A 20638-nucleotide genomic window follows, 5' to 3' on the forward strand; every position below is an offset into this window, starting at 1 on the left:
AAGGAGTTTTCCGTTTCGACTGCGCCGGAAGTGGGGCGAATTATAGAGACTCAGAATCTGCCGTCAACCCTTAATTTGATTTTTCTATCAGTCAGAAGCTCAGTACCGTCGAAAGATCCAATCAGCGCGCATTCAGCGCAACGAGCAACTGCCCCCCTCATGCTCCTCTATATAGAGAGAAGAACATTCGGGCTCCATGAAAACGCAAAGCCAAGCAATACAAGACAGGAAGCTGAGGTTCGATTCAGAAGCAATGAGCCACCCACGAGACACAACCAGCCCGCGCCGCTTCAGCAAATCAAAGGAGTATGAAAACAACAGACAGCGGTAATCAACCGTGAGACCGGCGGACATCAACAAAGAAGGTTTTGTATAGATGGTGTCCCAGGGCAGGTTCGAACTGCCAACCTTCCCCTTAGGAGGGATAATTCTGCACCCAGCCCGCTTGGGCAAACCCCACTACTCAAGGGCTTTGCGTCCGGTTGCGTCCGTGAAAACGGCTCCGTATAGTTCTTTTTGCACCCACTCCGCACCCATGAGAGCAAAGTGAAAGAGAAGATAACGGCCAAACTGCTTGCCGGCCTACAGGTCACCGGCCGGGAGTATGAGATCCACGATACCATCATCACTGGGCTATTCGTGCGAGTGACGGCTGCGGGAGCGAAGTCCTATGTGGTGACTTGGGCGCGCGGACGCAAAAAGACCTTGGGCCGAGTAGGCATCCTCACGCTCGACCAAGCTCGCCAAGAGGCAACACAATACCTGGCCGACGCGAGGAAGCACGGCGAGCCGCTGGCCGTCACCCAAGGAAGGAAAGGCTCCGCCCTGCCATCCCTGCGTCAGTTCATCGACGACACCTATATGCCCTGGTTCAAGACGCACCACAAAGGGCACGAGAAAACACTGCATACGCTCGACAACAACTTCGAGGCCATCATGGCTCAACGTCTCGACGCGATCACCGGTCGCGACCTGGACCAAATCCGCACCGGATGGATGCAGTCGGGCAACAAGGCGTCAACGGTCAACCGGAAAATGGGCTCCATCAGCGGCGTATTTAGTAGGGCCGTTGAATGGGAGTACATCAGCGCCCACCCGATGGACAAGCTCAAGGCGCTCAAGGTCGACTCCATGGGCGTGGTCCGCTATCTGGATGCCGACGAGAACAAGCGCCTGCGTGAGGCGCTAGACGCCCGCCAAGACGAAGCAAGGACCGAGCGCGAGACTGCGAACAAGTGGCGGGCAGATCGCGGCAAAGAGCAGATGCAAAGTCTTCTGCAGTTGCCCTTTACTGATCACTTGAAGCCCATGGTACTGGTGTCACTGAATACCGGGATGAGACGCGGCGAGCTGTTCGACGTGAAATGGTCCGCGGTGAACTTCCAAACGAAGACGATCACCGCCGCCGGCGCCACCACCAAAACCAGCGACACACGACATATCCCGATGAACAAGGAGACTGTCAGCGTGCTTGAGGAGTGGAAGAAGCAATCTGGAAAGTCTCAGTACGTTTTCCCGAGCCAATCCGGCGGCCGCTTGGAGGACGTGAAAAGTGCTTGGCTGGGCCTGCTTGAGCGAGCAGGAATCGAGACGTTCCGATGGCACGATATGCGCCACGACTTCGCGTCACGCCTGGTCATGGCTGGCGTGCCCCTAAATACGGTGCGGGACCTGCTGGGGCACGCCGATATCAAAATGACGCTGCGCTATGCTCACCTTGCCCCTGACAGCAAGGCGGCAGCAGTGGAGCTTATTTAGCGGAAGGGCTCAGCCTCCTTGAGCATATCTTCACCGAAGTACTCGACAATATCCGCCTCGGTGACGATGTTGCTTTGATACTCGTTGCTCCATTCAGCAAGCCTGGCCCCGCGAGCCTTCAACAAAGGCCACACCAATTTGATGAAGCTCATCTTCGGCGTATAGCTTTTTGGAACTCCACGCTCATCAATTTCAATCGGGGTCAAAAACAACCCAGACGACTTTATGACAGTCCAGATGCAGCTTTCTTCATGGCTGAGGATGTGCGGCGCAACTATCCCTAACAGCGTCACTCGCTCCGCCTCATCCGGCGACCATGCCCATTCTGTTAGCTGAAACATTGAAATTTCGTCGCCTTTCGGCGTTGTGATCATCTGACTTTTCAGCGCCTGCATAACCGCCCATTCAAGCACGCCGGTGATTGATCGCTTTTGCTCTCTTGAAAGCAGATCGATTGCGAATTTGATCTTCGGGTCAATCCGCAGCGAAACGTTAACGGTTGGCTGTTCGGACTTCTTTGGCCTCGCCATATCTGGACATCTCCTCAATTGCGCGCACTTTGAACGCACAGCTATTTACTGTCAATCCAGTTAAGTGCGGTTATGTACCGCAAAAGATTGCACTTACATAAAAAGCGGCTTAGCCTTCTCAACACTGGCAAACAAACTCAACCGCCAGGGGAGGAGAACCTATGTCACAAATTGCAACCGTCACCCCTCTTTCAGTCAGCGTCGAAGAGGCCGCGCGCCTGGTCGGTCATTCGCGGTCGGGGATCTATGAGGTAATCGCTCAAGGCGAGCTGAAGGCTTTCAAGCTCGGCAAGCGCCGGCTGATTCTGATGACAGAACTGAGGGCATGGATCGAGCAAGCAGCTCAAAAAGGTGCGAGGTGACCGCACAGATTTGGCCTGTAAGCCCTGATCGAATGGGAAAGGTGATCCGATAACCAAGGGCGCTGCTCAAAACCGCCCTTCTGTTCCATTTGTTTCTACAAATCCCGTGTCCAATATGGCATTTTGCTTGTACCCATCCATAGATCAAGGATTAAGAGGGATGAATGAGTAAGGGTAACTTTTTTGCAGTCGGAGCTGCCGAGTTTGACCGAGCGTGTGAGCTGGGCTTACGCCCTGCGGTAGCACTTCTAGTTATGGCTCGAGGGACTCTTAAAGACCAGGCCACTACTTCTTGGAGCGCTCAGGCGGTCTTTGATTACACGGGAATGGCTTGGCGTCGGGCGAAGGAGGCAATACAAGCACTAGTCGATGCAGGACTAGTGACCGTCCTCAAAACCGGGAAAAACCCACGCTACAAGCTTTCAAAACCCAAAGACACAGATGAATTCCTCTGGCTGCCAAATGAACTGATCGACGGGGCTGGCAATGAAGTGCCACCAGTTAGAAAGCTTCGGGAGCGCGGCGATGCATTCTTGTTTCGCAAGTTCATAGAGCTCTATCGAGCCCAGGATCTAACCTCTGATGGAGGCCTGTCTCGCACTATCGCTCGAAGGGAATACAAGCGGGACCGCTTGTGCTCCACCGGTGCTTTTGTCGTGTACGGATTTAAGTGTGATGGGGCCACGGTTACCAACAGCGGTGTGTTTTCCGAATGCCGCGGTATGGAAGACGAAAGTGGTAACAAAGGGGGCTGGGTCGTGCTTCACCCGCTACAGCTCATGGGGCTAGTCGAGGAGGCCACTTACATGTCGGAGTCCTCTGATTACGAATCAGAGCTGCTTTACCCTCTGAACGAAAGGACGAAGGAAGCAACCTACGGCTTGATACCCTTTTTTGATTGCAGCGGCGGAGCTGGATTCGCCAGGAAGGTTGAGCTGTTCTTCCCGTTGGTGGGAATCGCGGTTCGAGAACTGAACGACCCCGTTCTGATAGGGGTTTTCAGACTGGTGTACAGACCAAAGACGGCTAAGACTACCGTATGGTATGCGACCGAGCACGGCCTAACGGATCGGTTTGTTCAGGGCATGAACAAGATGCTCGGACTAGAAGATGTTGATATCAATGGTTTTCAAAGGGTTTCAAAGTAATTCAATGGTCATCAATGAGCAGTAAGTGTTGATATCAATGGTTGTCAAAGAGAAGTAAGAGCAGCTGCACACAACTGCACCAAACAACGAGGTTGGCTATGAAATCATGGGAATACGCCTTCGCTAGGATTGGCATAGCGAAGAGCGAAAAGGATAAGGAAAACAGGCTGACCCACAGTCGACACCTACTGCCTGGAGGCTGTGTGTTGCTCACTCTTCCATCACAAGCGAGCAATCAGAAATGCGTGGCGAACGTGACACCAAACTCTTGATGATCCAGATCTGGACCATCTGGCACAGAAGAAAAATAAAAGGCACCACCCCGTTGCAGGGTAGTGCCTTCGATACTACGAAAGTTTCGTAATTTACGTCTGTTACCAACATGGTCACTCAGCAGAAAGCACTCGCTGAACGAGACCGAAATGAATCACGAAACTGTTTGCGCTCTGCCATGACCTCATCCAAATTTGCGACACCGCTGACGTACGGCATAAGGAACAGGCATTGATTTACTGCCGTCCGACTTTCCGTCCACTGCGTATGATCTGGACCGCTGCCGGCGATCTGTGAGCGCACCCACTCTGGCAACTCGCCACGCGCCCTCATCGTGTGCAGCATTTCCCACCAACACAGCGCGTGCATTCGTTCAGCCTCGATCAGATCTATCGCGACAGCTGTTTCGCCGGGGCGCAACGGCTCAAGTGCCACATCGCCATCGTCTACATTTGCAAAAATTACACTGTTGACCTGGTCCTGAGCGCTCAAGTATCTGTCGAAATCTTCTCGGGTTCCGATACCCTGAGAGGCGATCCACTCGGGCAATTCCTGCTGCAGCAGCATTGAACTCAAGATCCTCCACCAGTGAGCCCCACGCTCACGCTCATCACCGAGATGCTTGATCGCGGTGATGGCTGGAGCCATGACTGCACTCTGTTTGCCTTGGTGTTTCATGTTGCTGCTGCTATTTTGTTGAAGTTGCATGACGGTCACCATCAAGTTGCGTCGTGTGATCGCCTTCCCGGTGTTGACGCACCGGGTTGGCACCTCTTCCCAGGTGGCTCAGAACTGAGCAACCGCTTCACCCATTACTGCTTGACCTTCTCGCTGATCCAGCCAGCCGCCCAGCTCAGTGGGTCTTTCGTACCCATCGGCTTGAGCGGCTTCCCGTCCCGCGCAGCCTGCTTACCCTCTTCCTCTGTCTCGGCGTGAATCCAAAGCGTTTGCTGCTTGAAACCCGCCTCCCGCTGACGTTCCTTGAATGCGCGCTGACGCAGGGTGTTTGGGTTCTCGCTCTTCTCTGTCATTTGAATCTCTCATTACTGGTAACGCAGAGCCATAATGGCACTCTATTACCAGTAACGCAACAGAGGGGTGCAAAATTATTGCAACCCCAAGCCGTGCAGCCGAGATGCCCCCAGTTTTGGAGACATCTCCGATCTCGGAGGTTTACTCCAATGGCGGAAACCTCGATGCGCCACCAGTGGTGGAACACCCAGACTTCCACCACCGGTGGGAGTTACAGCCGCATCTGCTTGGCAATCTGACGCGGACTGACCCTGCTGATACAGACCGATCAAACGGCTGGAGCAGGATTGACGATCTGAGTCTTGCCTCTCTACTGGCCACGCGCCAAGATCGGCAATCTCTCACGGAAGGAAAACCAAATGACGGCATTGCTAGGTAAGCGTTTTATAGAGTTAGGGCAGCAACTGGAGCAGCTTCAATCCTCCATCACCAAGGCCACAGACCAATACAACGGGCGAACTTACGACAAACTCGACCCAGACGCTTTGCTGAACTGGGGGACGAAGGTCAAATCACTTTTGGAACGGATGGGTGTTGAAGCCGCCAGCCATCTACAGGAGTTCATCGCGGCACAAAATGCCAAGGGAATGAATACCGTAGCCGACCGCATGAAGCGAATGAGAGCGGTCTTCTTGGCAGCGAAAGAAGACTTTGAAGGTGGCTATCTGGTGTCTTTCCGGAATCTCGTACAGGCGGAGGTATTTGGAAGCGAACTCGACCAGGCTAGAGAATTGCTTGCTGCTCAGTATGTGCCGGCGGCTGCAGTCATCGCTGGTGTTGTGTTGGAGACGAGCCTTAGAAATATCTGCACGGAACACGGTATCACCCATGGAAGCCTCAACAGAATGAACGATGAGCTAGTCAAGGCTGGTGCCTATAACTCGCTCCAGCACAAACGCATCACCGCGATGGCGGCTATCCGCAATAGCGCCGCACACGGTAAGAAGGGTGAGTTTGAGCCTGAAGATGTGAAGGGGATGCTCGATGATGTGGAGCGTTTCCTCGCCTCGACCTTGCAATGAGGCTCTCTGAAGAGTTGCGCGGAATTTTGCTCACATCTGGATTCCAGATCTGAAAGTGGGAATTCCCGCTTTGCCGTTATCTGCTGGGTTCGCCGACTCTTTCTTGAGAGGGCCGTAAAGGCTGAGAGGTTTACTTCAATAGTGGAACATCCCGACTTCCACCATCGGTGGGAGTTACAGCCGCATCTGCCGGAAGACCTAGTGCGGATCTCCGTCGCGAATATTGTTCATGGCTTGGTGTTCGACGCATCACCCTGTGAGGTAGCTTCTCGCTACCTACCCTGCTAGGTACGCGAGATTTAGCTGCGGAAGCAAGATTAAAAAGGACTTCTACCTAGGATCTATGAGGAAATTCGCTCAAATCCGCGTACATTTCGCGGAAAGGTGCGGTCAGACTGCGGACAATGCTAAAGTGACATCACCATTTTTGAGGGAACAAAATTGATAATTCCGATGGATGTGACAATTGGAACAGGCGAGGCAAACTTTACTGATTTGGACTTCTATTACGGGGCCAAAGCACTGGAGGGAACTTCGGAAGTTGTGGCTTTGGTTGCTCATACTATTTTGAATAGAACGCTCGCAAAGCAGGTTCCCTCGATAGAGGGTATCAGAGCAAATTTTAAAAAATCCTTCGTGGGTTCATTTGGGCAAAAATTTGAGCTGGCGATAACTGGAGCCGAACAAGTTCGCGTGCTCGAATGGATTGGGGAAGATGGGTTCTTCCAAATAATGAAGCACTTCATCGGTCAAGCTGTCGGCGTGGATCATCAAATCGTAAAACCAGTCGCCGTCAGCTGGGCTCGAACATATATTGAAGATGAAGTCGACTTAATCCAGAGAATTCGCGAACCCCTACTTAGAATACACAAGCCTGTAGAAAATCAAGGCTATCGTATAGTTCTCAACAAAAGGCGCTCTCCAATTTCCGTTTTCAATACTGATACCTTTAACTACATATCACACGAAGTTATAGAAGATCAGCGTATTAAAATCAACGCCGTTATCACTAGATTCAATAAATTAACAGGAACTGGCCGACTTATCTTATCGGAGCATGACAACTCGGTTAGCTTCGCCCCGGCTAGGACTTGGCAAATGTTCCCAGATAAACAAAGGAAGGTTTTCTCAAGAAATCTACACCAAAATAATGGTGCCGAAGATTTCTCTCCGCTAACCTTGGAGGTTACACGAGTGATGGGACGGAACGACATAGTCAAGCATTACAAGGTCCATAGTGTGATCCTTGACTGAGCAGGGACAACACTGTGAAAAAAGAAATAGCAATTGGCGCCCTGACGATAGCAGGAGCATTGTTAGTATACTATCTGAACTTTAATAAAGGGCTTGGCCTGTCTGCCGAAAAAGGTGATTGGGGTACATTTGGAGACTTTATAGGTGGATTTTCAAACCCAATAATAACCTTCATAACAATGTGCATGTTAATTAAGTCTATCGACCTTCAAAAAGACGCAAACGAAAGCATTATCGAACAAAACAATCATATAAAAAATTCGGAGGATAGGCAAAAAGAGCTCGAGGACTTGAGATCATTTGAGTCCACTTTTTATAGCCTTGCAGAAGTTGCTAGACAGGAATACAGCCGCCTCAGAATCAAAGAACCAGGAGGCGCAGAACATTTTGAATCGTACGCAGTGAGCTATATCGAAGAGGAAATCCTAAGAATACATCATGACAACGTACAAAAAAACATAGAACCTGATCTCTCATTAATCTTCAACAAGTTAGACGACCAGTCATCTATGGGACTATTCTCTTCAGTTAGAAGCTTTTACATATTATTCAAAATAACAGTCGAAGTCTGCCCAGTTCGACATCAAGAAAAATATTTAGAAATTTGCAACTACACCATGCCTGTTCGCTTTTTAAATTTGGTATGTATCGCACAAGCTTATTCTGGATGGAAAATGTTGAAGCTACTAGAGGATCGGGGCTTCTTTAAAAAAGAGGGGCTTGAAGACTATCTCGCAGCATGGAACGATCTAAAACCAGTCTCCGACCAACCAGCAGAATCGGCCTTACCTCAATGACCATTTTAGATAACAGTGAAATATGCCCAAGATAACAAACACCGGCAGGGACTTCGAAAGCTATGTCCAGTACGTATACAGCACACTGCTCAATCTACGCGGAGAAAAAACACAAGTATCTCGACGCACAACCTTCCAAATGGCTACCGGCGACAGCTATGAAGTTGATGTGTATTATGAGTTCTCCAAAGTAGGCGTGCGTCACAGAGTAGCGATCGAATGCAAAGACTGGAAGCGCCCGGTTGACCAGGGAAAAATTCTCGAATTTCATCAGAAGATCAAAAACATCGGACATGATGTTGTCGGCGTAGTGGTTTCTCGATCTGGTTACCAGGCTGGTGTCGAGAAGGTGGCGGCTAGACATAACATCTCATTACTTACAGGTGACGACCTTCCATCCCTCCCACATCTTGTTGGTATTCAAATTAAAAGCTTAGCACTGCATGAACCCGATTTAACTGGAGAGCCTTTCTGGGTTATTGCCGAAATGGGTGATACTGCCGAAAATCTCAGTACGGGAAGTTATTACGCCCCTCGTATAGAGGGTGAGCCTACAATCCCGTTTTTCATCTCAAAAAAACATGCGGAGACATATCTCAAACACGTAGCAGATCGGGAAAACTGGGCAGTTTTCGGAATGCCTCAATATAAACTGAAGGCACTCCTCAGACTCGCTAAGCTGGGAGGTGTGAAATTCGCTATCGTTCAAGGACGGCCCGAATCGAACGGATGTATTTCTCTAATAGATACACCGCTAGAGGAGCTTGAAACAGACTTTGTCATTTGACGAAAAAGCTGGTAGCAAGCGTAGACGTCAGGGAATGTACTCAAATTTGAGTACATCTCACTCCAGGCAGCAGACTTGCGCCCTTTACTCACAAAGTGAAACACATGGTGTGACCCGATTTGGTCTCACACACGTTTTTGACTTATTACGCGCCCCCTTGATCTGACGTTGCACGAAGATAGCAGGCGCCGATCGCATCCTTACCCTGGGTACGAGCCAGCGTTACAAGACGGGCGAGCGTCCGATTACAGTCAGCCTCGGAGACCTTTTGCTCAGTCATGACCGGCTGACCGCCGATAAACATCACAAAAATCCAATGGGTGAGCATTTGGTTCCCTCCTTCTTAGACCAAAGGGTATAGGCCAAATTAGACAAATGCGGTTATGGTGGCACTCTGCCTGTCCGATTGGATCCACTCGGACCTAATAACGGAGTTTGCCGTATGGAAGTACAGCTTGACCTCATCCCGCGCCGCGTAGATGGAGCCCTCATCCATCAACGGACAGCAGACGGCTACGTAAACGCCACCGCTATGTGTAACGCTTCTGGGAAGTCGTTCTACGACTACTCGAGATTGAAGGTTACCAATGACTTTCTGGACGAGCTCGCAAGGTCAACGGGGATTCCCGCTGACCAGCTTGTACTCACCGTTATGAATGGCCCTAATGAGACCCGAGGAACCTGGGTGCATCCAGATGTGGCGCTCAACCTCGGGCAATGGTGCTCGCCGAAATTTGCTGTGGCCGTTGCAATCTGGGTGCGGGAATGGCTCGCGGATAAAGCGAAGCCACAGAATCTTCCGTATCACATGAAACGATACATGGCCAACCGAGGCGCAGTTCCCTACACGCATTTCTCTATGCTTAACGAGATGATCCTTGCGCTTATTGGCCCCATGGAGGACGCAGGCTATTCGTTACCTGATCGCTTGCTACCTGATATTTCCGAAGGCCGAATGTTCTGCAAATGGCTGAGAGACGTGAAAGGAATCGACACAGATGCTCTCGGGACATACCGGCACGAATTTGAAGATGGAAGGGTGGTCTATCCAAAACTCTATCCAAATGAGGTTTTAGGAGACTTCCGAGCTCACTTTCACCAAGTCTGGCTGCCGCAGAAAGCTGCGACATACTTCAGAGAGCGAGACGTGACAGCCCTTCAGTACCTACCTCGACTACTTGAAAAGCAGTAGCCCTCACTTATCCTGACAGCAGGTTAGAACAGGTAACGGCTTGGGATTTGCCCATCGCCCTGGACGCAGCTTCTGAGGATCTCTGGGAGACTCGGCCCCATCCATCAGATCCAATGCCTACCCCCGCAGGGGGAAGATCGGTCCAAATCTGGACACATCAAGTACGCGACACGTTTTCATAATTCGCAACACGTGTCGCGACACCTGCCATGCCGAAATGGGAGGTCAGGTTCAGCCCCCCCCAACGGGGGTTGGATCGCTCAACTTCCCCCATTGGGGGGTGTTCCTAAAATTGAGGAAGTCCCACTACTCCACGGCAATTTCCCAACCTTCATTGCAGGATGAATGACTGGGCCGAAAGTTCGGCCGTGTATCACTTTGGCTATCGCCCATTTACTGCAACAAAAATCCTCCCTTCTCGATCGGCAAAACCAACTATTTCAGTCCCGTTTAATCCGGTTACGTGTAGCACCTTAGGTGCACCCTAAAAACACTGGATATAAGATCAGATCATGCCTAATGTGGGTTTGAAGCTAACTCAAATCCAATCGAGGCCCCCCTCATGAACACAGCCAAGACCGCTCGAGGTCGACAACACAAACCGACTCGCTCAGAGGTGGCCGCCGCATGGGGTCGCCTGCGCGACGCTGCCAGCGAAGGAAGCATCCAGGCGTCCGCTCTCCTGATCGCGCTTGCTGAAAACAAACCGGTCATTGCCATGGAATCGCCCGCCGCATGACTGAACGCGACAAGAGCGGGAAATGGAAGCCCGGGCAGTCAGGGAATCCAGGTGGGCGCTCCGGGCAAACACAGGAGCTTCGCGCTCGACTTGCCGAGGGTGCCGACGCAGTTACCAAGAAGGTGCTCGCTGCTGCCAAGAAGGGCGATATGCAGGCCTGCCGATTGATCCTTGAGCGCCTTGTCCCGCCAATCAAACCGACCTCTGAGCCGGTGCAATTCGAACTCGACGACACGGACCTGCCGAGCGCAGCCAAATCAATCATGCGTGCTGTTGCCGGCGGACAACTCGCGCCCGACCAGGGCAAGTCGCTCATCGAAGGCTTGGGCGCCGTCGCCCGGGTGATCGAGGTCGCTGAGCTTCAAAAGGCCGTCGAAGAACTCCGCACGCAAATGGAGGGAATGCAGCAATGAGCATCAAGTCATTGAAAGCAGAACTGCAAAGGATCGCCCAGAAGATCGGCGCCGCAGATGAAACGGTGGTGCTGATTGTGCTCGCGGTGATCCGAGCAAATACCAGAGAGACCCAAGCGGAAGAAGACTTTCCGAAAACCGCTGGGCATCAAGTCGACTATCGAATTCAGGGGCGGAATGTATCGCTGTTCTTCCCCTTCGCAGAGATGGATAGCGACCAAGGTGAGCAAATGGCGAAAGCCATCATTCTTCACACTCGACAAATTGAGCGCGCCGGCCGGACAGCTCAAGTCGGCATTCTCGATATGCGCGTCGCACCCGAGGAAGGGGCTTGGATCGTTACCTGGCCTCCTGAAGGTGTCTCGGTTGAGCAGCACGCTGCAGAGCATTACCAGAGGATCGTTGAGGCGCGCAATGAACATCCGTAACCAAATCGCCCGACTGAAGCAGGCGGCCGGCGACTCCCAATTTAGCAGCGACGTTCGGCAGATCAGTCAGCTGATAGACGAGTTGAGCGCAGAAGCCGTCGGCGGTGCCGCCGCCATCGGGGAAGCCTCTCTTCTCGATATTTTCAACGCCTCTGCATCCTCGACCGCCCTATCCCTATCCCAAACAATCCAAAGGTAACGCAATGAAAATCGGAAAACGCTCAGTTCTCAAGGTCGGCCTGGCCAACCTCCACTACTCCGAATACGAGCACTCTCGCATTGAGGCTCACACCTTCTCTATCCAGCGTCCGGACGGGACCAAGGGTGTATGGCAAGCCGGCGGCTTGATGAAGTCAGCTCGTCAGCTTCAGACACTGGCGCTGGAGACCTTCAAAGACTTCGGCGAAGAAATCGTCTCAATCCGGGAAAACAAAGATTTCAACTCGTCCGCGATCGAGCGCTTGAGCAAAGAGAAAATCGCAGGCGTGACAGACGCCCTACTTCCTGCAATGAAGTCGGTCGCGAAGGATATGCTCACCCTGGCCGAAACCGTCACCCAAGGCTTCTCTCCTGTCACTCCGCGCGCGAGTAGCGATATCGCAGGCTTTCTCGCAGACCAAGAACTGAGATCCCTTGTGCGAGGCCTCAGTCCGGAAGAACGCCGCAACCTCATGTCCGAAGCGCGCCAGGGCGGTCACCCCGATATCGTCGAAGCAGTGCTGAGAGCAAATCCGATGCTCTCCGGCCTCAACTCTGAAGCTGCAGCGAGCCTTTCCCGGGCGGGCATCGCCGCCTCTCGCGCAGATGACATTGACGCTCTCCGTCAAATGCTGGCCGTCTACGATGATGTGCTTGCCACAACCTCTCAGGTCGGAGTGGCGCTCAGCGGAATGGTAGCGAACTCTGCCGGTTACGCGGGCCGGTTCGAAAAGTGGCGGTCGGGTTGTGACGGCTCAGAAGCGTTGCGCGCTTGGCTGGAGAAGATCCCAGCGCGAGGCAAGCCGAAGGCTGCAGAGGAAGAATCCGAAGCCGCGTAAGCGGTTCAACTTGCGACCGTCACGGTGCGGCCGCCAACTGGGAGCAATACCTTGACCATTTACCAGGAACGCTTCGCCGAGGCGTGCAAGACAAGCCGCTTTGCACCCTACACGCTGAAACAAGGCCCTGACTCTGGCTACGTCGTGTGGGATGTCCAGCACGTCCGCGACGGCCAGAAGGTGACGATTGACGGGCCGTTCTTCACCGAGGACGAAGCCCGAGTTTCGGCCGACCTTCTACGCGGCACCTTCCGGGGTGCCAGGGCCTACCAAGGGATTTACGACCGGATCTGGAACTACGACCCGCGGCACGAACAGGTAACTGTGGACCAGGCGCATATGTCGCGCTCGCTGCTCGCCATAAGACTGGGCGTTGAAGTACCCAACAACAGCGCCCAGGGCGCTAAGGAGTAAATTATGGCGATGGCCACCAACTACGGTACTAAAACCCGAATCCTGCTCGGAGGATCGGCCGGGAAGCTTTTCGGGCGCGAGCACGTTTACGAGCTTTCCACCGGCGACACTCGGGAGGCAGTGAAGGCTATCGACGTCAACCATCCAGGGTTCGCGAAGTACCTTGCAGAGGCAAAACGGAAGGGCCTCGAATTCGCCGTGTTCCGGAATCGAAAGAACATTAGCGAGAACGAATTGAAGATGGGCGGCGCGAAGGAGATTCGGATCGTTCCGGTGATAGCCGGCAGCAAGCGTGCGGGCCTTTTTCAAACTGTGCTTGGCGTAGTTCTGATCGCTATGAGTTCAGTAACAAATGGTGCGACCCTAGCACCAGGTATCGCACTCGCCGCCGGCGGCGTCATTCAAATGCTCAGCCCACAAGCCACCGGCCTGAAGCAGAGCGCGTCCCCGGAAAACGCACCGTCATATGCCTTTGGAAGCGCAAAAAACACTACAGCAAGCGGCAACCCGGTGCCGATCTGCATTGGCGAGCGCCGGTGGGGCGGAATGATCATCTCGGCATCGATCCTGGCGGAAGACAAGGTTTAGTTCATGACGAATATTTTGCGTCAAGACGCTGGAGCTCAGCTTTAATTGACTTGATTAATGCATCAATCTCGACTGCGTCGTCATGCACTTTTTTGTCAATTTTGCTGGTAAAAAAGCTGAGCACACCGTTCTTCGGATCAAAGGGGGCCTTGTGGACCTCAACCGCAAAGTTGCGGACCAACATGGTGAGTTGCTTAGCTCGCTCTACCCAATCATCGCCTTTTTTCACGACCACCCTATCAAGAATTAAGCACTGCTCACTGAACACCTCTAGTTGCTTTTCTATCGGGTCCTGTTGGAGCTCTTGCTTCACAATTTCTGATGGTTTGACTGCCGGCGAATAGCTCCACTTCTTACAAAGCCTAATAATGCTGGCTTCCAAAGTGCTAAAAGCAAGGTTCGCATCCCAAAGAACAGCAATAGCCTTGCCATGAATAAGCTCTTGCTTCCAGCTCGTCAGCCCCTTATATGCCAACGCAGCGACTACCCCGGCAGCAATAGCCTGGATCAACGCAGAGATGGAGTTAATGAGTGTAAATGCGTCCTGAACGCTGGTGAGCTTGCCACCATTCCCGATGGCCCATACCAAAGCGCTGCAAACGACAAGGAGCATCGCAAGCAACGCATAAAAGCCGCCTGCATAAGGATTTTTCATGTTTTCAATCAATAGGGTGACTAGAGGGGGGATGATAATAATGGTGCACAACGTTTTAAAGGGTATGCCTGAGCTGATACGCGCAAATTCGTCTTTATTTGCGCATTCCGCTTGATAAGTAACACTCATAGTGCAACAGTATTAGTAGAACACCTTAACTGATACGGACAGCACATCATGTTCATTCGCGCATACCTCCGAGCATCGACCGAAGAGCAGGACGCCGGCCGCGCCCGGGCATCGCTCGAGCAATTCGCCACCGACCACAACAAGGTCATCGCGAGCGTGTACCTGGAGAACGCCAGCGGCGCCTCGGCAGATCGGCCTGAGCTGCTGCGCCTGCTGAAAGACGCGCGCAAGGGCGACGTCCTGCTGGTGGAGTCGATAGACCGCCTCTCGCGCCTTCCTGTTGAGGACTGGCACAAACTTAAGGCCGCCATCGACTCCAAGGGCTTGCGCATCGTCGCGCTCGACCTTCCGACCAGCTACCAAGGAATGCAAGACACCAAGGGCGACGAGTTCACCGGCAGGATGCTGGGTGCGATCAACTCCATGCTGGTGGAGATGATGGCCGCGATCGCGCGCAAGGATTACGAGCAGCGCCGCGAACGCCAGGCCCAAGGCATCGAGAAAGCGAAAGCTGCCGGCAAATATCAGGGCCGCCCAGTAGACGAGGATCTTCACAGGCGCGTTTCCGAACTGCTCGGCGCCGGCCTGGGCATTCGCGCAACGGCTCGGCACGCCAACTGCTCCACCACCACTGTATTGAGAATCCGCGACGCCGCCGCGTCTTAGGAGACGACTTGCAACACTTCCCTGAGTTGCATTGATCTGCGTCTGTTGATGATTGCGCCATCAAAGTGCTAGCGTCGAATTGACTGCGCCGGAGTGGTGACGCAGGGACGATGTTTAGGCTGGCGGATGGACGCCAAGCCTTCACTCAAGAGGGCTAGGTCTTGCCCGCGATGGACAACGAAGGGAAGTAATCATGGGTCTTGAGTACAGGGACATGGGTGCGGATGTTCGCGCGAATATGGTCCAGGAAGTCACATTTGATTTGGACAGAGGAAGCCTCTACCCGAGCCAGCGCTTGAATGAGGAGGGATTGCGAGTTTGGCCTGACACGCTTATGGAAGCAGCACAGAATCAGACCGATTCCTGGCTAGAAGGTCAGATTCGAGATCGAAGACTTCTCAAAAGCCACGAGAGTCGCAGGAAGCCCAACGGTGGGTTTACACAAGCCCTAATCCCGCATACAGCGCCACAAACTCTAGCGGAGGGCGAGTTCAATCGCTTTTACATTAGGGGTCTGTGCTTAAAAGCGTTGTCTGAAGATATCCCTTACCTCATTGCCTATCGGGCGCGTCACTCCGAAAATCCCCGGCGAGAGTCGGAAGCAATCATCGGAAAAAAATTCCACCCGCAGCAACTTCTTGACGATCTGCGTGCATCAACAGGGATAGATACAGTCCTCGGTCTACCGCCGGGGCCGAATTCAGGCCTCTCGGTCGCCATTCCTTGATTTAGTACGATACAAAAAAGCCCCACCAGGTTGAGCCTCGGTGGGGCTTTTTATTGCCTGAGCCATTTTTTGCACCCGCCCTGCACCCATGAGAAGCAAGAAAGTAATCAAAAAAACGCTTGAGGCCTTAATCTATATGGCGTCCCAGGGCAGGTTCGAACTGCCAACCTTCCCCTTAGGAGGGGGATGCTCTATCCAATTGAGCTACTGAGACATACACGTTGTCGCTTGCAGACGCTGCGCGACGGACGGCGAGCATGTTAACGGCCGAACCCTGATTTGTCATGTCGTCCGTAGGGCATTTTAAGTGTAGGCAGGCGCCCCGCAATCTCGAAGGGCGATTTACCGTGCAATTTGCATCATCAAAAAATAACCGTCATTGCACATTGCAATGCGCCATTTTTTAACCACCCTCTTAAATCATTGTTTTTTAAGGACTTAACAGCGGTTAAACTGTTGGCATGACGACTGCTTCGCTGCTCTGCAGAAGAACGATCGGAGATCAGCCTCATGAACCGCCCCCTCTTGCTTGCAAACGCGATCGCTTTAACGATTCTGGTGGGCTTTCACTTTGCCCCCGAGAGCACTGAACCGGTTGCACAGCGCATGCCGCATTACTTGCAGGTACAAAAGGCGCCACAGTGGGCAGTGCTGAGTGACCAGCGCAGCCACTCGCAAGAAGTCAGCGACCCTCTCGAGACGTCGCAAGCCAAATCAATCGATCGCCTGGTGTTTTGAATCATCTTCAGGAGTACAGAATGTCCAAGTCAGCGGCAGGATTTTTGATCCTCGCCTTATTGAGCGGCGCCCTGCATTTTTCGCTGTTCGAACAAACCGAAGTCACCCCGCCCCTGATCGGTTGCGCCGTTTTTGCAGTGCTGTTCTTGCTTGCACTGGCAGCCGGCCGCAAGTTCAAATTTGATCCGGTACTACGTTGAGCTTCACCCACTCCACAAAATAATCAGCGGCCACCGCCAACTCGCCAGAATTGTCGAGATGGAACACAGGCCTGCTGATTGACCTCCTTTCCAGGAACAAGGCGTTGCGAGCAAGCCTGGCATTGATTTGCTCAAGCGTCTCTCGTCCACGCTTAAGCAGACGCTCCCGCAACACCTCTTCCCTGACAGTCAACAAAACCGGCAACAGCGTCGGATAACCCTCCAGTGCTTGGCGCAGATTCGCGCGCGATCCGTTTACCAATACGTGGCGCCCTGTTTTCAGCCATTGGTCCATTTCAGCAGGAATACCATAGGAGAGTCCGTTCGCCTGCCATGACAATGAAAATTCACCGGCGCGTCGGCGTCGATCAAACTCCTCAGGAGTGACACTGAGCGCATCCTCCCCCACAGATTCCGCCGACCTAGTAATGACGCGGCGCATGACCTCACAATTCAGCAGATGCAAACGCTCACGCGCAGCCTCGATAAGGCTGTCCTTGCCCGAGCCAGATGGCCCCATCAGATAAATAAGCTTGCCATCCATCCTGAAAACGCCCCCGAGCAGGTGTACGCCCCTAGTAAATCGGCCATTTGCCACTATCCTGTACAAGGTAAGGAACAAGGATTCTAGCCGCATAGCATGCACGGTCTGGCGCCTTCGGGCATCAGTTCCTGCACATCAGGACGCGGTCAGAGATACGGGCCGGCTCATTCTTTTCAAACCAGTCCGCATTTCTGATAATTGGTGCTGGCATTACGCCTTTACCCAGATCAATATTTGTCACAGAATTGACGCCAATGATCTGGCAATTTTGAGGCATGATGCGAGCCTCTTAACAATTCAGGTTGAACCATTTGGCGCGGATGCTTGTCCTACGACTCATCCTGCGGCCAATCCCGAGAACCGCTCCCCTGAACTAACCGGTTAAATATATGCGCCCATTGAAACAGGCAATTTATTCCAGCCGTACGGCTGACAAGTTCGTCGTACGCCTGCCAGACGGAATGCGTGAACGCATTGCCGAGGTGGCTCGCAATCATCATCGCAGCATGAACTCCGAGATCATTGCGCGCCTTGAGCAGAGTCTTATTCAGGAAGGCGCACTGGGCGAAGAGCTGAGCATGCGCCTCGACAGCCCGGAGCTTTCGCTGCACGAACGCGAGTTACTGCAACGCTTCCGTCAACTCTCCCACCGCCAGCAGAACGCACTGGTTTCGCTGATCGCCCACGATGCCGAAATGGCCGCAGACGCATCCTGAGTCAAATCGAATATCTCAAGCCAGCATGAATGCTGGCTTTTTTTTGCCCGCAATCCGGGATTTCAAGGACGAAAAAAAGCCCGCCAATCGGCGGGCTGTTCGATACAGGAGATCAGAGCAGGAAAATCGTCGCCAGCCCCAGGAAGATGAAGAAGCCACCACTATCGGTCATGGCCGTGATCATCACGCTAGCCCCCATTGCCGGGTCGCGCCCCATCTTGGCCAGCGTCATCGGGATCAACACCCCCATCAACGCCGCCAGCAGCAGGTTGAGCGTCATCGCTGCCGTCATCACCACGCCAAGCGACCAACTGCCGTAGAGCATGTAAGCCACTACACCGATCACTCCACCCCAGACCAGGCCGTTGATCAACGCAACGGCGAGCTCCTTGCGCATCAGACGCGAAGTATTACCCGTGCTGACCTGATCAAGTGCCATGGCGCGAACGATCATGGTGATCGTCTGGTTGCCGGAGTTACCGCCGATACCCGCCACAATCGGCATCAGAGCGGCCAGCGCCACCAGCTTCTCGATCGACCCTTCGAACAGGCCGATCACCCGCGACGCGACGAACGCCGTGATCAGGTTGATCGCCAGCCACGCCCAACGGTTGCGCAGGGATTTCCAGACGGAAGCGAAAATATCTTCCTCTTCCCGCAGCCCCGCCATGTTGAGGACTTCGCTTTCGCTCTCCTCACGAATCAGATCGACCATTTCGTCGATGGTCAGACGACCGATCAGCTTGCCGTTCTTGTCGACCACCGGTGCCGAGATCAAGTCGTAACGCTCGAACGCCTGAGCGGCGTCGTAGGCATCTTCGTCCGGGTGGAAACTCACCGGATCGCTGGCCATCACTTCGGAAACCTGTTTCTCCGGATCATTGACCAGCAATCGCTTGATCGGCAGCACGCCCTTGAGCACACCGTCGTAATCGACCACGAACAGCTTGTCGGTATGACCCGGCAGCTCTTTGAGACGGCGCAGGTAACGCAGGACCACTTCGAGGCTGACATCCTCGCGGATAGTCACCATCTCGAAGTCCATCAGCGCACCGACCTGCTCCTCGTCGTAGGAGAGAGCCGAACGCACGCGCTCGCGTTGCTGCTGATCCAGAGTCTCCATCAGCTCATGGACGACGTCTCGCGGCAGCTCGGAGGCCAGGTCAGCAAGTTCGTCGGCATCCATGTCCTTGGCAGCAGCCAGGAGCTCGTGATCGTCCATGTCGGCGATCAGCGTTTCACGGACGGAGTCGGATACTTCGAGAAGAATGTCGCCGTCGCGATCAGCCTTGACCAACTGCCAGAGCGTCAGACGATCGTCCAGCGGCAGGGCTTCAAGAATGTAGGCAACGTCGGCGGAGTGCAGATCATCGAGCTTGCGTTGCAGCTCGACGAGATTTTGCCGGTGGACCAGGTTCTCGACCCGGTCATGATGTGCGCCTTCCTGGCGGTGAGTCAGGTCTTCGACGACCCGCTGGCGCTGCAGCAGCTCAACGACCTGAGCCAGGCGATCCTGCAGGCTTTCCTGTGTTTTCTTTACTTCGATTTCGGACATAGGCGAACTCCACTCCCAGCAGCGGGGCACGCCGGAAGGATCAATCAGTCAATTCATGATTGGTAAAACGGGGTACTGAGTATCTACTGGGTAAGTCCATGGAAGTTTTCCATAAGCCCCGGCGGGGCTGACGGGCGCAATGATACACCGCCTGACGGTTTTAAACGTTAAAAATCTAGGCTGAAACAAGCGCTTGCGAGACAAAGCTGAGCGCCGTCCTGACTCTTCAGACTCCGACGACTCATCCTGAAAAGAAAACACACCGGCGCTGAAAAAACTGCCGGCTACGCTTGAAAGGGATCGTCATGGAGGACGCCGAATGCCATCGAAAACATCCCGACTCATGCTGACCACCCTGCTCTGCCTCCCATCCACAGGGAACACAACGACACTTCACCGCTGCGAAGCTGCTGACGGCAGCCTCACATTCACGACGCTGAGTTGCGCCAACAATGAGCGCCTTTCACTTCAGGAGGTACGCCCCTACTCGCCCGGCTCGACAGTGGCATTGATACCCGAAGCCCGACACGAAGAAATATCCGGCATGAATATCAGAAAGCGGTAAATGGCCGTCGTAGGGCGCACCCAAGACAAATGCGGAGACCTGATCGACGCACGACAGAAGCGCGAAGCAATCATCAATCAACGAATCATCGCCGGCATGAGCCAGCAGGATGTTGAAAGCGCCCTGGGAAAGCCTGACAAGATCAGCATCCGCAATTCGGCAACGACTTATCGTTACGACCTCAAGCGAGGCCGCAGTGCTCAGGTCGATTTTGATGAGAAAGGATGCGTGACAGGAAAACTCAAATCCCGGACAGCAAAAAGCCCGCGTTAAACGCGGGCTTTCTGGTATATGGTGCACTCGACAGGATTCGAACCTGTGACCGCTCGGTTCGTAGCCGAGTACTCTATCCAGCTGAGCTACGAGTGC

At 53.4% G+C, this 20638-nt stretch carries 28 protein-coding genes, 2 tRNA genes and 1 pseudogene; 21 read left to right on the forward strand and 10 right to left on the reverse strand.

Going from position 1 to position 20638, the window contains the following annotated elements; all coding sequences use genetic code 11:
• Nucleotides 1–546: 546 nt before the first annotated feature.
• Entirely contained in the window at nucleotides 547–1758 is a 1212-nt protein-coding gene (locus AC07NR_RS16530) for a site-specific integrase (protein WP_495078973.1), read from the forward strand.
• Here AC07NR_RS16530 and AC07NR_RS16535 read toward each other — a convergent pair.
• Nucleotides 1755–2288 carry a hypothetical protein gene (locus AC07NR_RS16535; RefSeq protein WP_495078974.1) on the reverse strand — a complete coding sequence of 178 codons (534 nt, stop codon included), beginning with the start codon at nucleotides 2286–2288 and terminating at the stop codon, nucleotides 1755–1757. The genes AC07NR_RS16530 and AC07NR_RS16535 overlap by 4 nt on opposite strands.
• A gap of 161 nt (nucleotides 2289–2449) precedes the next feature.
• Between AC07NR_RS16535 and AC07NR_RS16540 the strand changes: the two genes are divergently transcribed.
• Nucleotides 2450–2650, forward strand: coding sequence for a helix-turn-helix domain-containing protein (locus tag AC07NR_RS16540; RefSeq protein ID WP_495078975.1), 201 nt, complete (start codon nucleotides 2450–2452; stop codon nucleotides 2648–2650).
• A gap of 164 nt (nucleotides 2651–2814) precedes the next feature.
• Nucleotides 2815–3798: a hypothetical protein gene (locus AC07NR_RS16545; RefSeq protein WP_495078976.1), complete on the forward strand. Its 984-nt coding sequence runs from the start codon at nucleotides 2815–2817 to the stop codon at nucleotides 3796–3798.
• A gap of 390 nt (nucleotides 3799–4188) precedes the next feature.
• Here AC07NR_RS16545 and AC07NR_RS16550 read toward each other — a convergent pair whose 3' ends face one another.
• Nucleotides 4189–4779, reverse strand: coding sequence for a hypothetical protein (locus tag AC07NR_RS16550; protein WP_495078977.1), 591 nt, complete (start codon nucleotides 4777–4779; stop codon nucleotides 4189–4191).
• A gap of 104 nt (nucleotides 4780–4883) precedes the next feature.
• The gene (locus tag AC07NR_RS16555) at nucleotides 4884–5102 is read right to left on the reverse strand and encodes a hypothetical protein (protein WP_495078978.1); all 219 of its coding nucleotides are present in this window, start codon (nucleotides 5100–5102) and stop codon (nucleotides 4884–4886) included.
• 360 nt (nucleotides 5103–5462) lie between these two features.
• On the opposite strand from AC07NR_RS16555, the gene AC07NR_RS16560 reads away from it, so the two are divergent.
• From AC07NR_RS16560 to AC07NR_RS16575, 4 genes are all read left to right on the forward strand, one after another.
• Entirely contained in the window at nucleotides 5463–6125 is a 663-nt protein-coding gene (locus tag AC07NR_RS16560) for a DUF4145 domain-containing protein (protein ID WP_495078979.1), read from the forward strand.
• A 453-nt stretch (nucleotides 6126–6578) separates the two neighbouring features.
• Nucleotides 6579–7379, forward strand: a complete 801-nt coding sequence (locus AC07NR_RS16565; protein WP_495078980.1) for a hypothetical protein — start codon at nucleotides 6579–6581, stop codon at nucleotides 7377–7379.
• Nucleotides 7380–7393: 14 nt separating this feature from the next.
• Entirely contained in the window at nucleotides 7394–8176 is a 783-nt protein-coding gene (locus tag AC07NR_RS16570; protein ID WP_495078981.1) for a hypothetical protein, read from the forward strand.
• Nucleotides 8177–8198: 22 nt separating this feature from the next.
• Entirely contained in the window at nucleotides 8199–8963 is a 765-nt protein-coding gene (locus AC07NR_RS16575; RefSeq protein WP_495078982.1) for a restriction endonuclease, read from the forward strand.
• A 145-nt stretch (nucleotides 8964–9108) separates the two neighbouring features.
• On the opposite strand, the gene AC07NR_RS16580 is transcribed toward AC07NR_RS16575, so the two are convergent.
• Entirely contained in the window at nucleotides 9109–9291 is a 183-nt protein-coding gene (locus tag AC07NR_RS16580; RefSeq protein ID WP_495078983.1) for a hypothetical protein, read from the reverse strand.
• Nucleotides 9292–9405: 114 nt separating this feature from the next.
• Between AC07NR_RS16580 and AC07NR_RS16585 the strand changes: the two genes are divergently transcribed.
• The 8 genes from AC07NR_RS16585 to AC07NR_RS16620 all read left to right on the forward strand — a co-directional run bounded on the left by AC07NR_RS16585 (nucleotide 9406) and on the right by AC07NR_RS16620 (nucleotide 13774).
• Nucleotides 9406–10155 (forward strand): KilA-N domain-containing protein, encoded by a 750-nt coding sequence (locus tag AC07NR_RS16585; RefSeq protein ID WP_197871297.1) that lies wholly within the window; start codon nucleotides 9406–9408, stop codon nucleotides 10153–10155.
• A 562-nt stretch (nucleotides 10156–10717) separates the two neighbouring features.
• The gene (locus tag AC07NR_RS16590; RefSeq protein ID WP_164486614.1) at nucleotides 10718–10894 is read left to right on the forward strand and encodes a hypothetical protein; all 177 of its coding nucleotides are present in this window, start codon (nucleotides 10718–10720) and stop codon (nucleotides 10892–10894) included.
• Nucleotides 10891–11307, forward strand: a complete 417-nt coding sequence (locus AC07NR_RS16595; RefSeq protein WP_085730375.1) for a DUF5681 domain-containing protein — start codon at nucleotides 10891–10893, stop codon at nucleotides 11305–11307. Before AC07NR_RS16590 ends, AC07NR_RS16595 begins: the two co-directional genes overlap by 4 nt.
• On the forward strand, nucleotides 11304–11735 hold the full coding sequence (locus tag AC07NR_RS16600) for a hypothetical protein (RefSeq protein WP_495078984.1): 432 nt from the start codon (nucleotides 11304–11306) through the stop codon (nucleotides 11733–11735). Before AC07NR_RS16595 ends, AC07NR_RS16600 begins: the two co-directional genes overlap by 4 nt.
• Nucleotides 11722–11934, forward strand: coding sequence for a hypothetical protein (locus tag AC07NR_RS16605; protein ID WP_495078985.1), 213 nt, complete (start codon nucleotides 11722–11724; stop codon nucleotides 11932–11934). Before AC07NR_RS16600 ends, AC07NR_RS16605 begins: the two co-directional genes overlap by 14 nt.
• Nucleotides 11935–11938: 4 nt before the next feature.
• Nucleotides 11939–12772 carry a hypothetical protein gene (locus AC07NR_RS16610; protein WP_495078986.1) on the forward strand — a complete coding sequence of 278 codons (834 nt, stop codon included), beginning with the start codon at nucleotides 11939–11941 and terminating at the stop codon, nucleotides 12770–12772.
• Between the two features lie 51 nt (nucleotides 12773–12823).
• Nucleotides 12824–13186, forward strand: a complete 363-nt coding sequence (locus tag AC07NR_RS16615; protein WP_495078987.1) for a hypothetical protein — start codon at nucleotides 12824–12826, stop codon at nucleotides 13184–13186.
• A 3-nt stretch (nucleotides 13187–13189) separates the two neighbouring features.
• Nucleotides 13190–13774 carry a tail assembly protein gene (locus tag AC07NR_RS16620; protein ID WP_495078988.1) on the forward strand — a complete coding sequence of 195 codons (585 nt, stop codon included), beginning with the start codon at nucleotides 13190–13192 and terminating at the stop codon, nucleotides 13772–13774.
• A gap of 1 nt (nucleotide 13775) precedes the next feature.
• Here AC07NR_RS16620 and AC07NR_RS16625 read toward each other — a convergent pair whose 3' ends face one another.
• On the reverse strand, nucleotides 13776–14558 hold the full coding sequence (locus AC07NR_RS16625; RefSeq protein WP_495078989.1) for an ABC-2 transporter permease: 783 nt from the start codon (nucleotides 14556–14558) through the stop codon (nucleotides 13776–13778).
• Between the two features lie 48 nt (nucleotides 14559–14606).
• Between AC07NR_RS16625 and AC07NR_RS16630 the strand changes: the two genes are divergently transcribed.
• The gene (locus tag AC07NR_RS16630) at nucleotides 14607–15224 is read left to right on the forward strand and encodes a recombinase family protein (RefSeq protein WP_495078990.1); all 618 of its coding nucleotides are present in this window, start codon (nucleotides 14607–14609) and stop codon (nucleotides 15222–15224) included.
• Nucleotides 15225–15417: 193 nt separating this feature from the next.
• The gene (locus AC07NR_RS16635; RefSeq protein ID WP_495078991.1) at nucleotides 15418–15951 is read left to right on the forward strand and encodes a hypothetical protein; all 534 of its coding nucleotides are present in this window, start codon (nucleotides 15418–15420) and stop codon (nucleotides 15949–15951) included.
• A 137-nt stretch (nucleotides 15952–16088) separates the two neighbouring features.
• Here AC07NR_RS16635 and AC07NR_RS16640 read toward each other — a convergent pair.
• Together AC07NR_RS16640 and AC07NR_RS16645 are read right to left on the reverse strand one after the other, a co-directional pair.
• Nucleotides 16089–16165 (reverse strand) — tRNA-Arg (locus AC07NR_RS16640).
• A 148-nt stretch (nucleotides 16166–16313) separates the two neighbouring features.
• Entirely contained in the window at nucleotides 16314–16463 is a 150-nt protein-coding gene (locus AC07NR_RS16645; protein ID WP_248739124.1) for a hypothetical protein, read from the reverse strand.
• Here AC07NR_RS16645 and AC07NR_RS16650 point away from each other — a divergent pair.
• Both AC07NR_RS16650 and AC07NR_RS16655 read left to right on the forward strand, forming a co-directional pair.
• On the forward strand, nucleotides 16462–16689 hold the full coding sequence (locus AC07NR_RS16650; RefSeq protein ID WP_248739125.1) for a hypothetical protein: 228 nt from the start codon (nucleotides 16462–16464) through the stop codon (nucleotides 16687–16689). The genes AC07NR_RS16645 and AC07NR_RS16650 overlap by 2 nt on opposite strands.
• A gap of 20 nt (nucleotides 16690–16709) precedes the next feature.
• Entirely contained in the window at nucleotides 16710–16889 is a 180-nt protein-coding gene (locus tag AC07NR_RS16655; RefSeq protein WP_134827818.1) for a PA3371 family protein, read from the forward strand.
• Here the strand turns inward: AC07NR_RS16655 and phnN are convergent.
• Nucleotides 16864–17433 carry a phosphonate metabolism protein/1,5-bisphosphokinase (PRPP-forming) PhnN gene (gene phnN, locus AC07NR_RS16660; RefSeq protein ID WP_248739126.1) on the reverse strand — a complete coding sequence of 190 codons (570 nt, stop codon included), beginning with the start codon at nucleotides 17431–17433 and terminating at the stop codon, nucleotides 16864–16866. The two genes, AC07NR_RS16655 and phnN, sit on opposite strands and share 26 nt — an antisense overlap.
• 389 nt (nucleotides 17434–17822) lie before the next feature.
• Here phnN and AC07NR_RS16665 point away from each other — a divergent pair, with 389 nt between their 5' ends.
• Nucleotides 17823–18149 (forward strand): Arc family DNA-binding protein, encoded by a 327-nt coding sequence (locus AC07NR_RS16665; RefSeq protein WP_003178899.1) that lies wholly within the window; start codon nucleotides 17823–17825, stop codon nucleotides 18147–18149.
• A gap of 112 nt (nucleotides 18150–18261) precedes the next feature.
• Here the strand turns inward: AC07NR_RS16665 and mgtE are convergent, their stop codons facing one another.
• Nucleotides 18262–19704 (reverse strand): magnesium transporter, encoded by a 1443-nt coding sequence (gene mgtE, locus AC07NR_RS16670; RefSeq protein WP_085709728.1) that lies wholly within the window; start codon nucleotides 19702–19704, stop codon nucleotides 18262–18264.
• 319 nt (nucleotides 19705–20023) lie between these two features.
• Between mgtE and AC07NR_RS16675 the strand changes: the two are divergent.
• A pseudogene (locus tag AC07NR_RS16675) lies at nucleotides 20024–20542 on the forward strand (cell envelope protein SmpA).
• Between the two features lie 19 nt (nucleotides 20543–20561).
• Here AC07NR_RS16675 and AC07NR_RS16680 read toward each other — a convergent pair.
• Nucleotides 20562–20638: transfer RNA gene (locus tag AC07NR_RS16680), tRNA-Arg, on the reverse strand.

The organism is Pseudomonas sp. GW821-FHT09C09 (assembly GCF_059418105.1).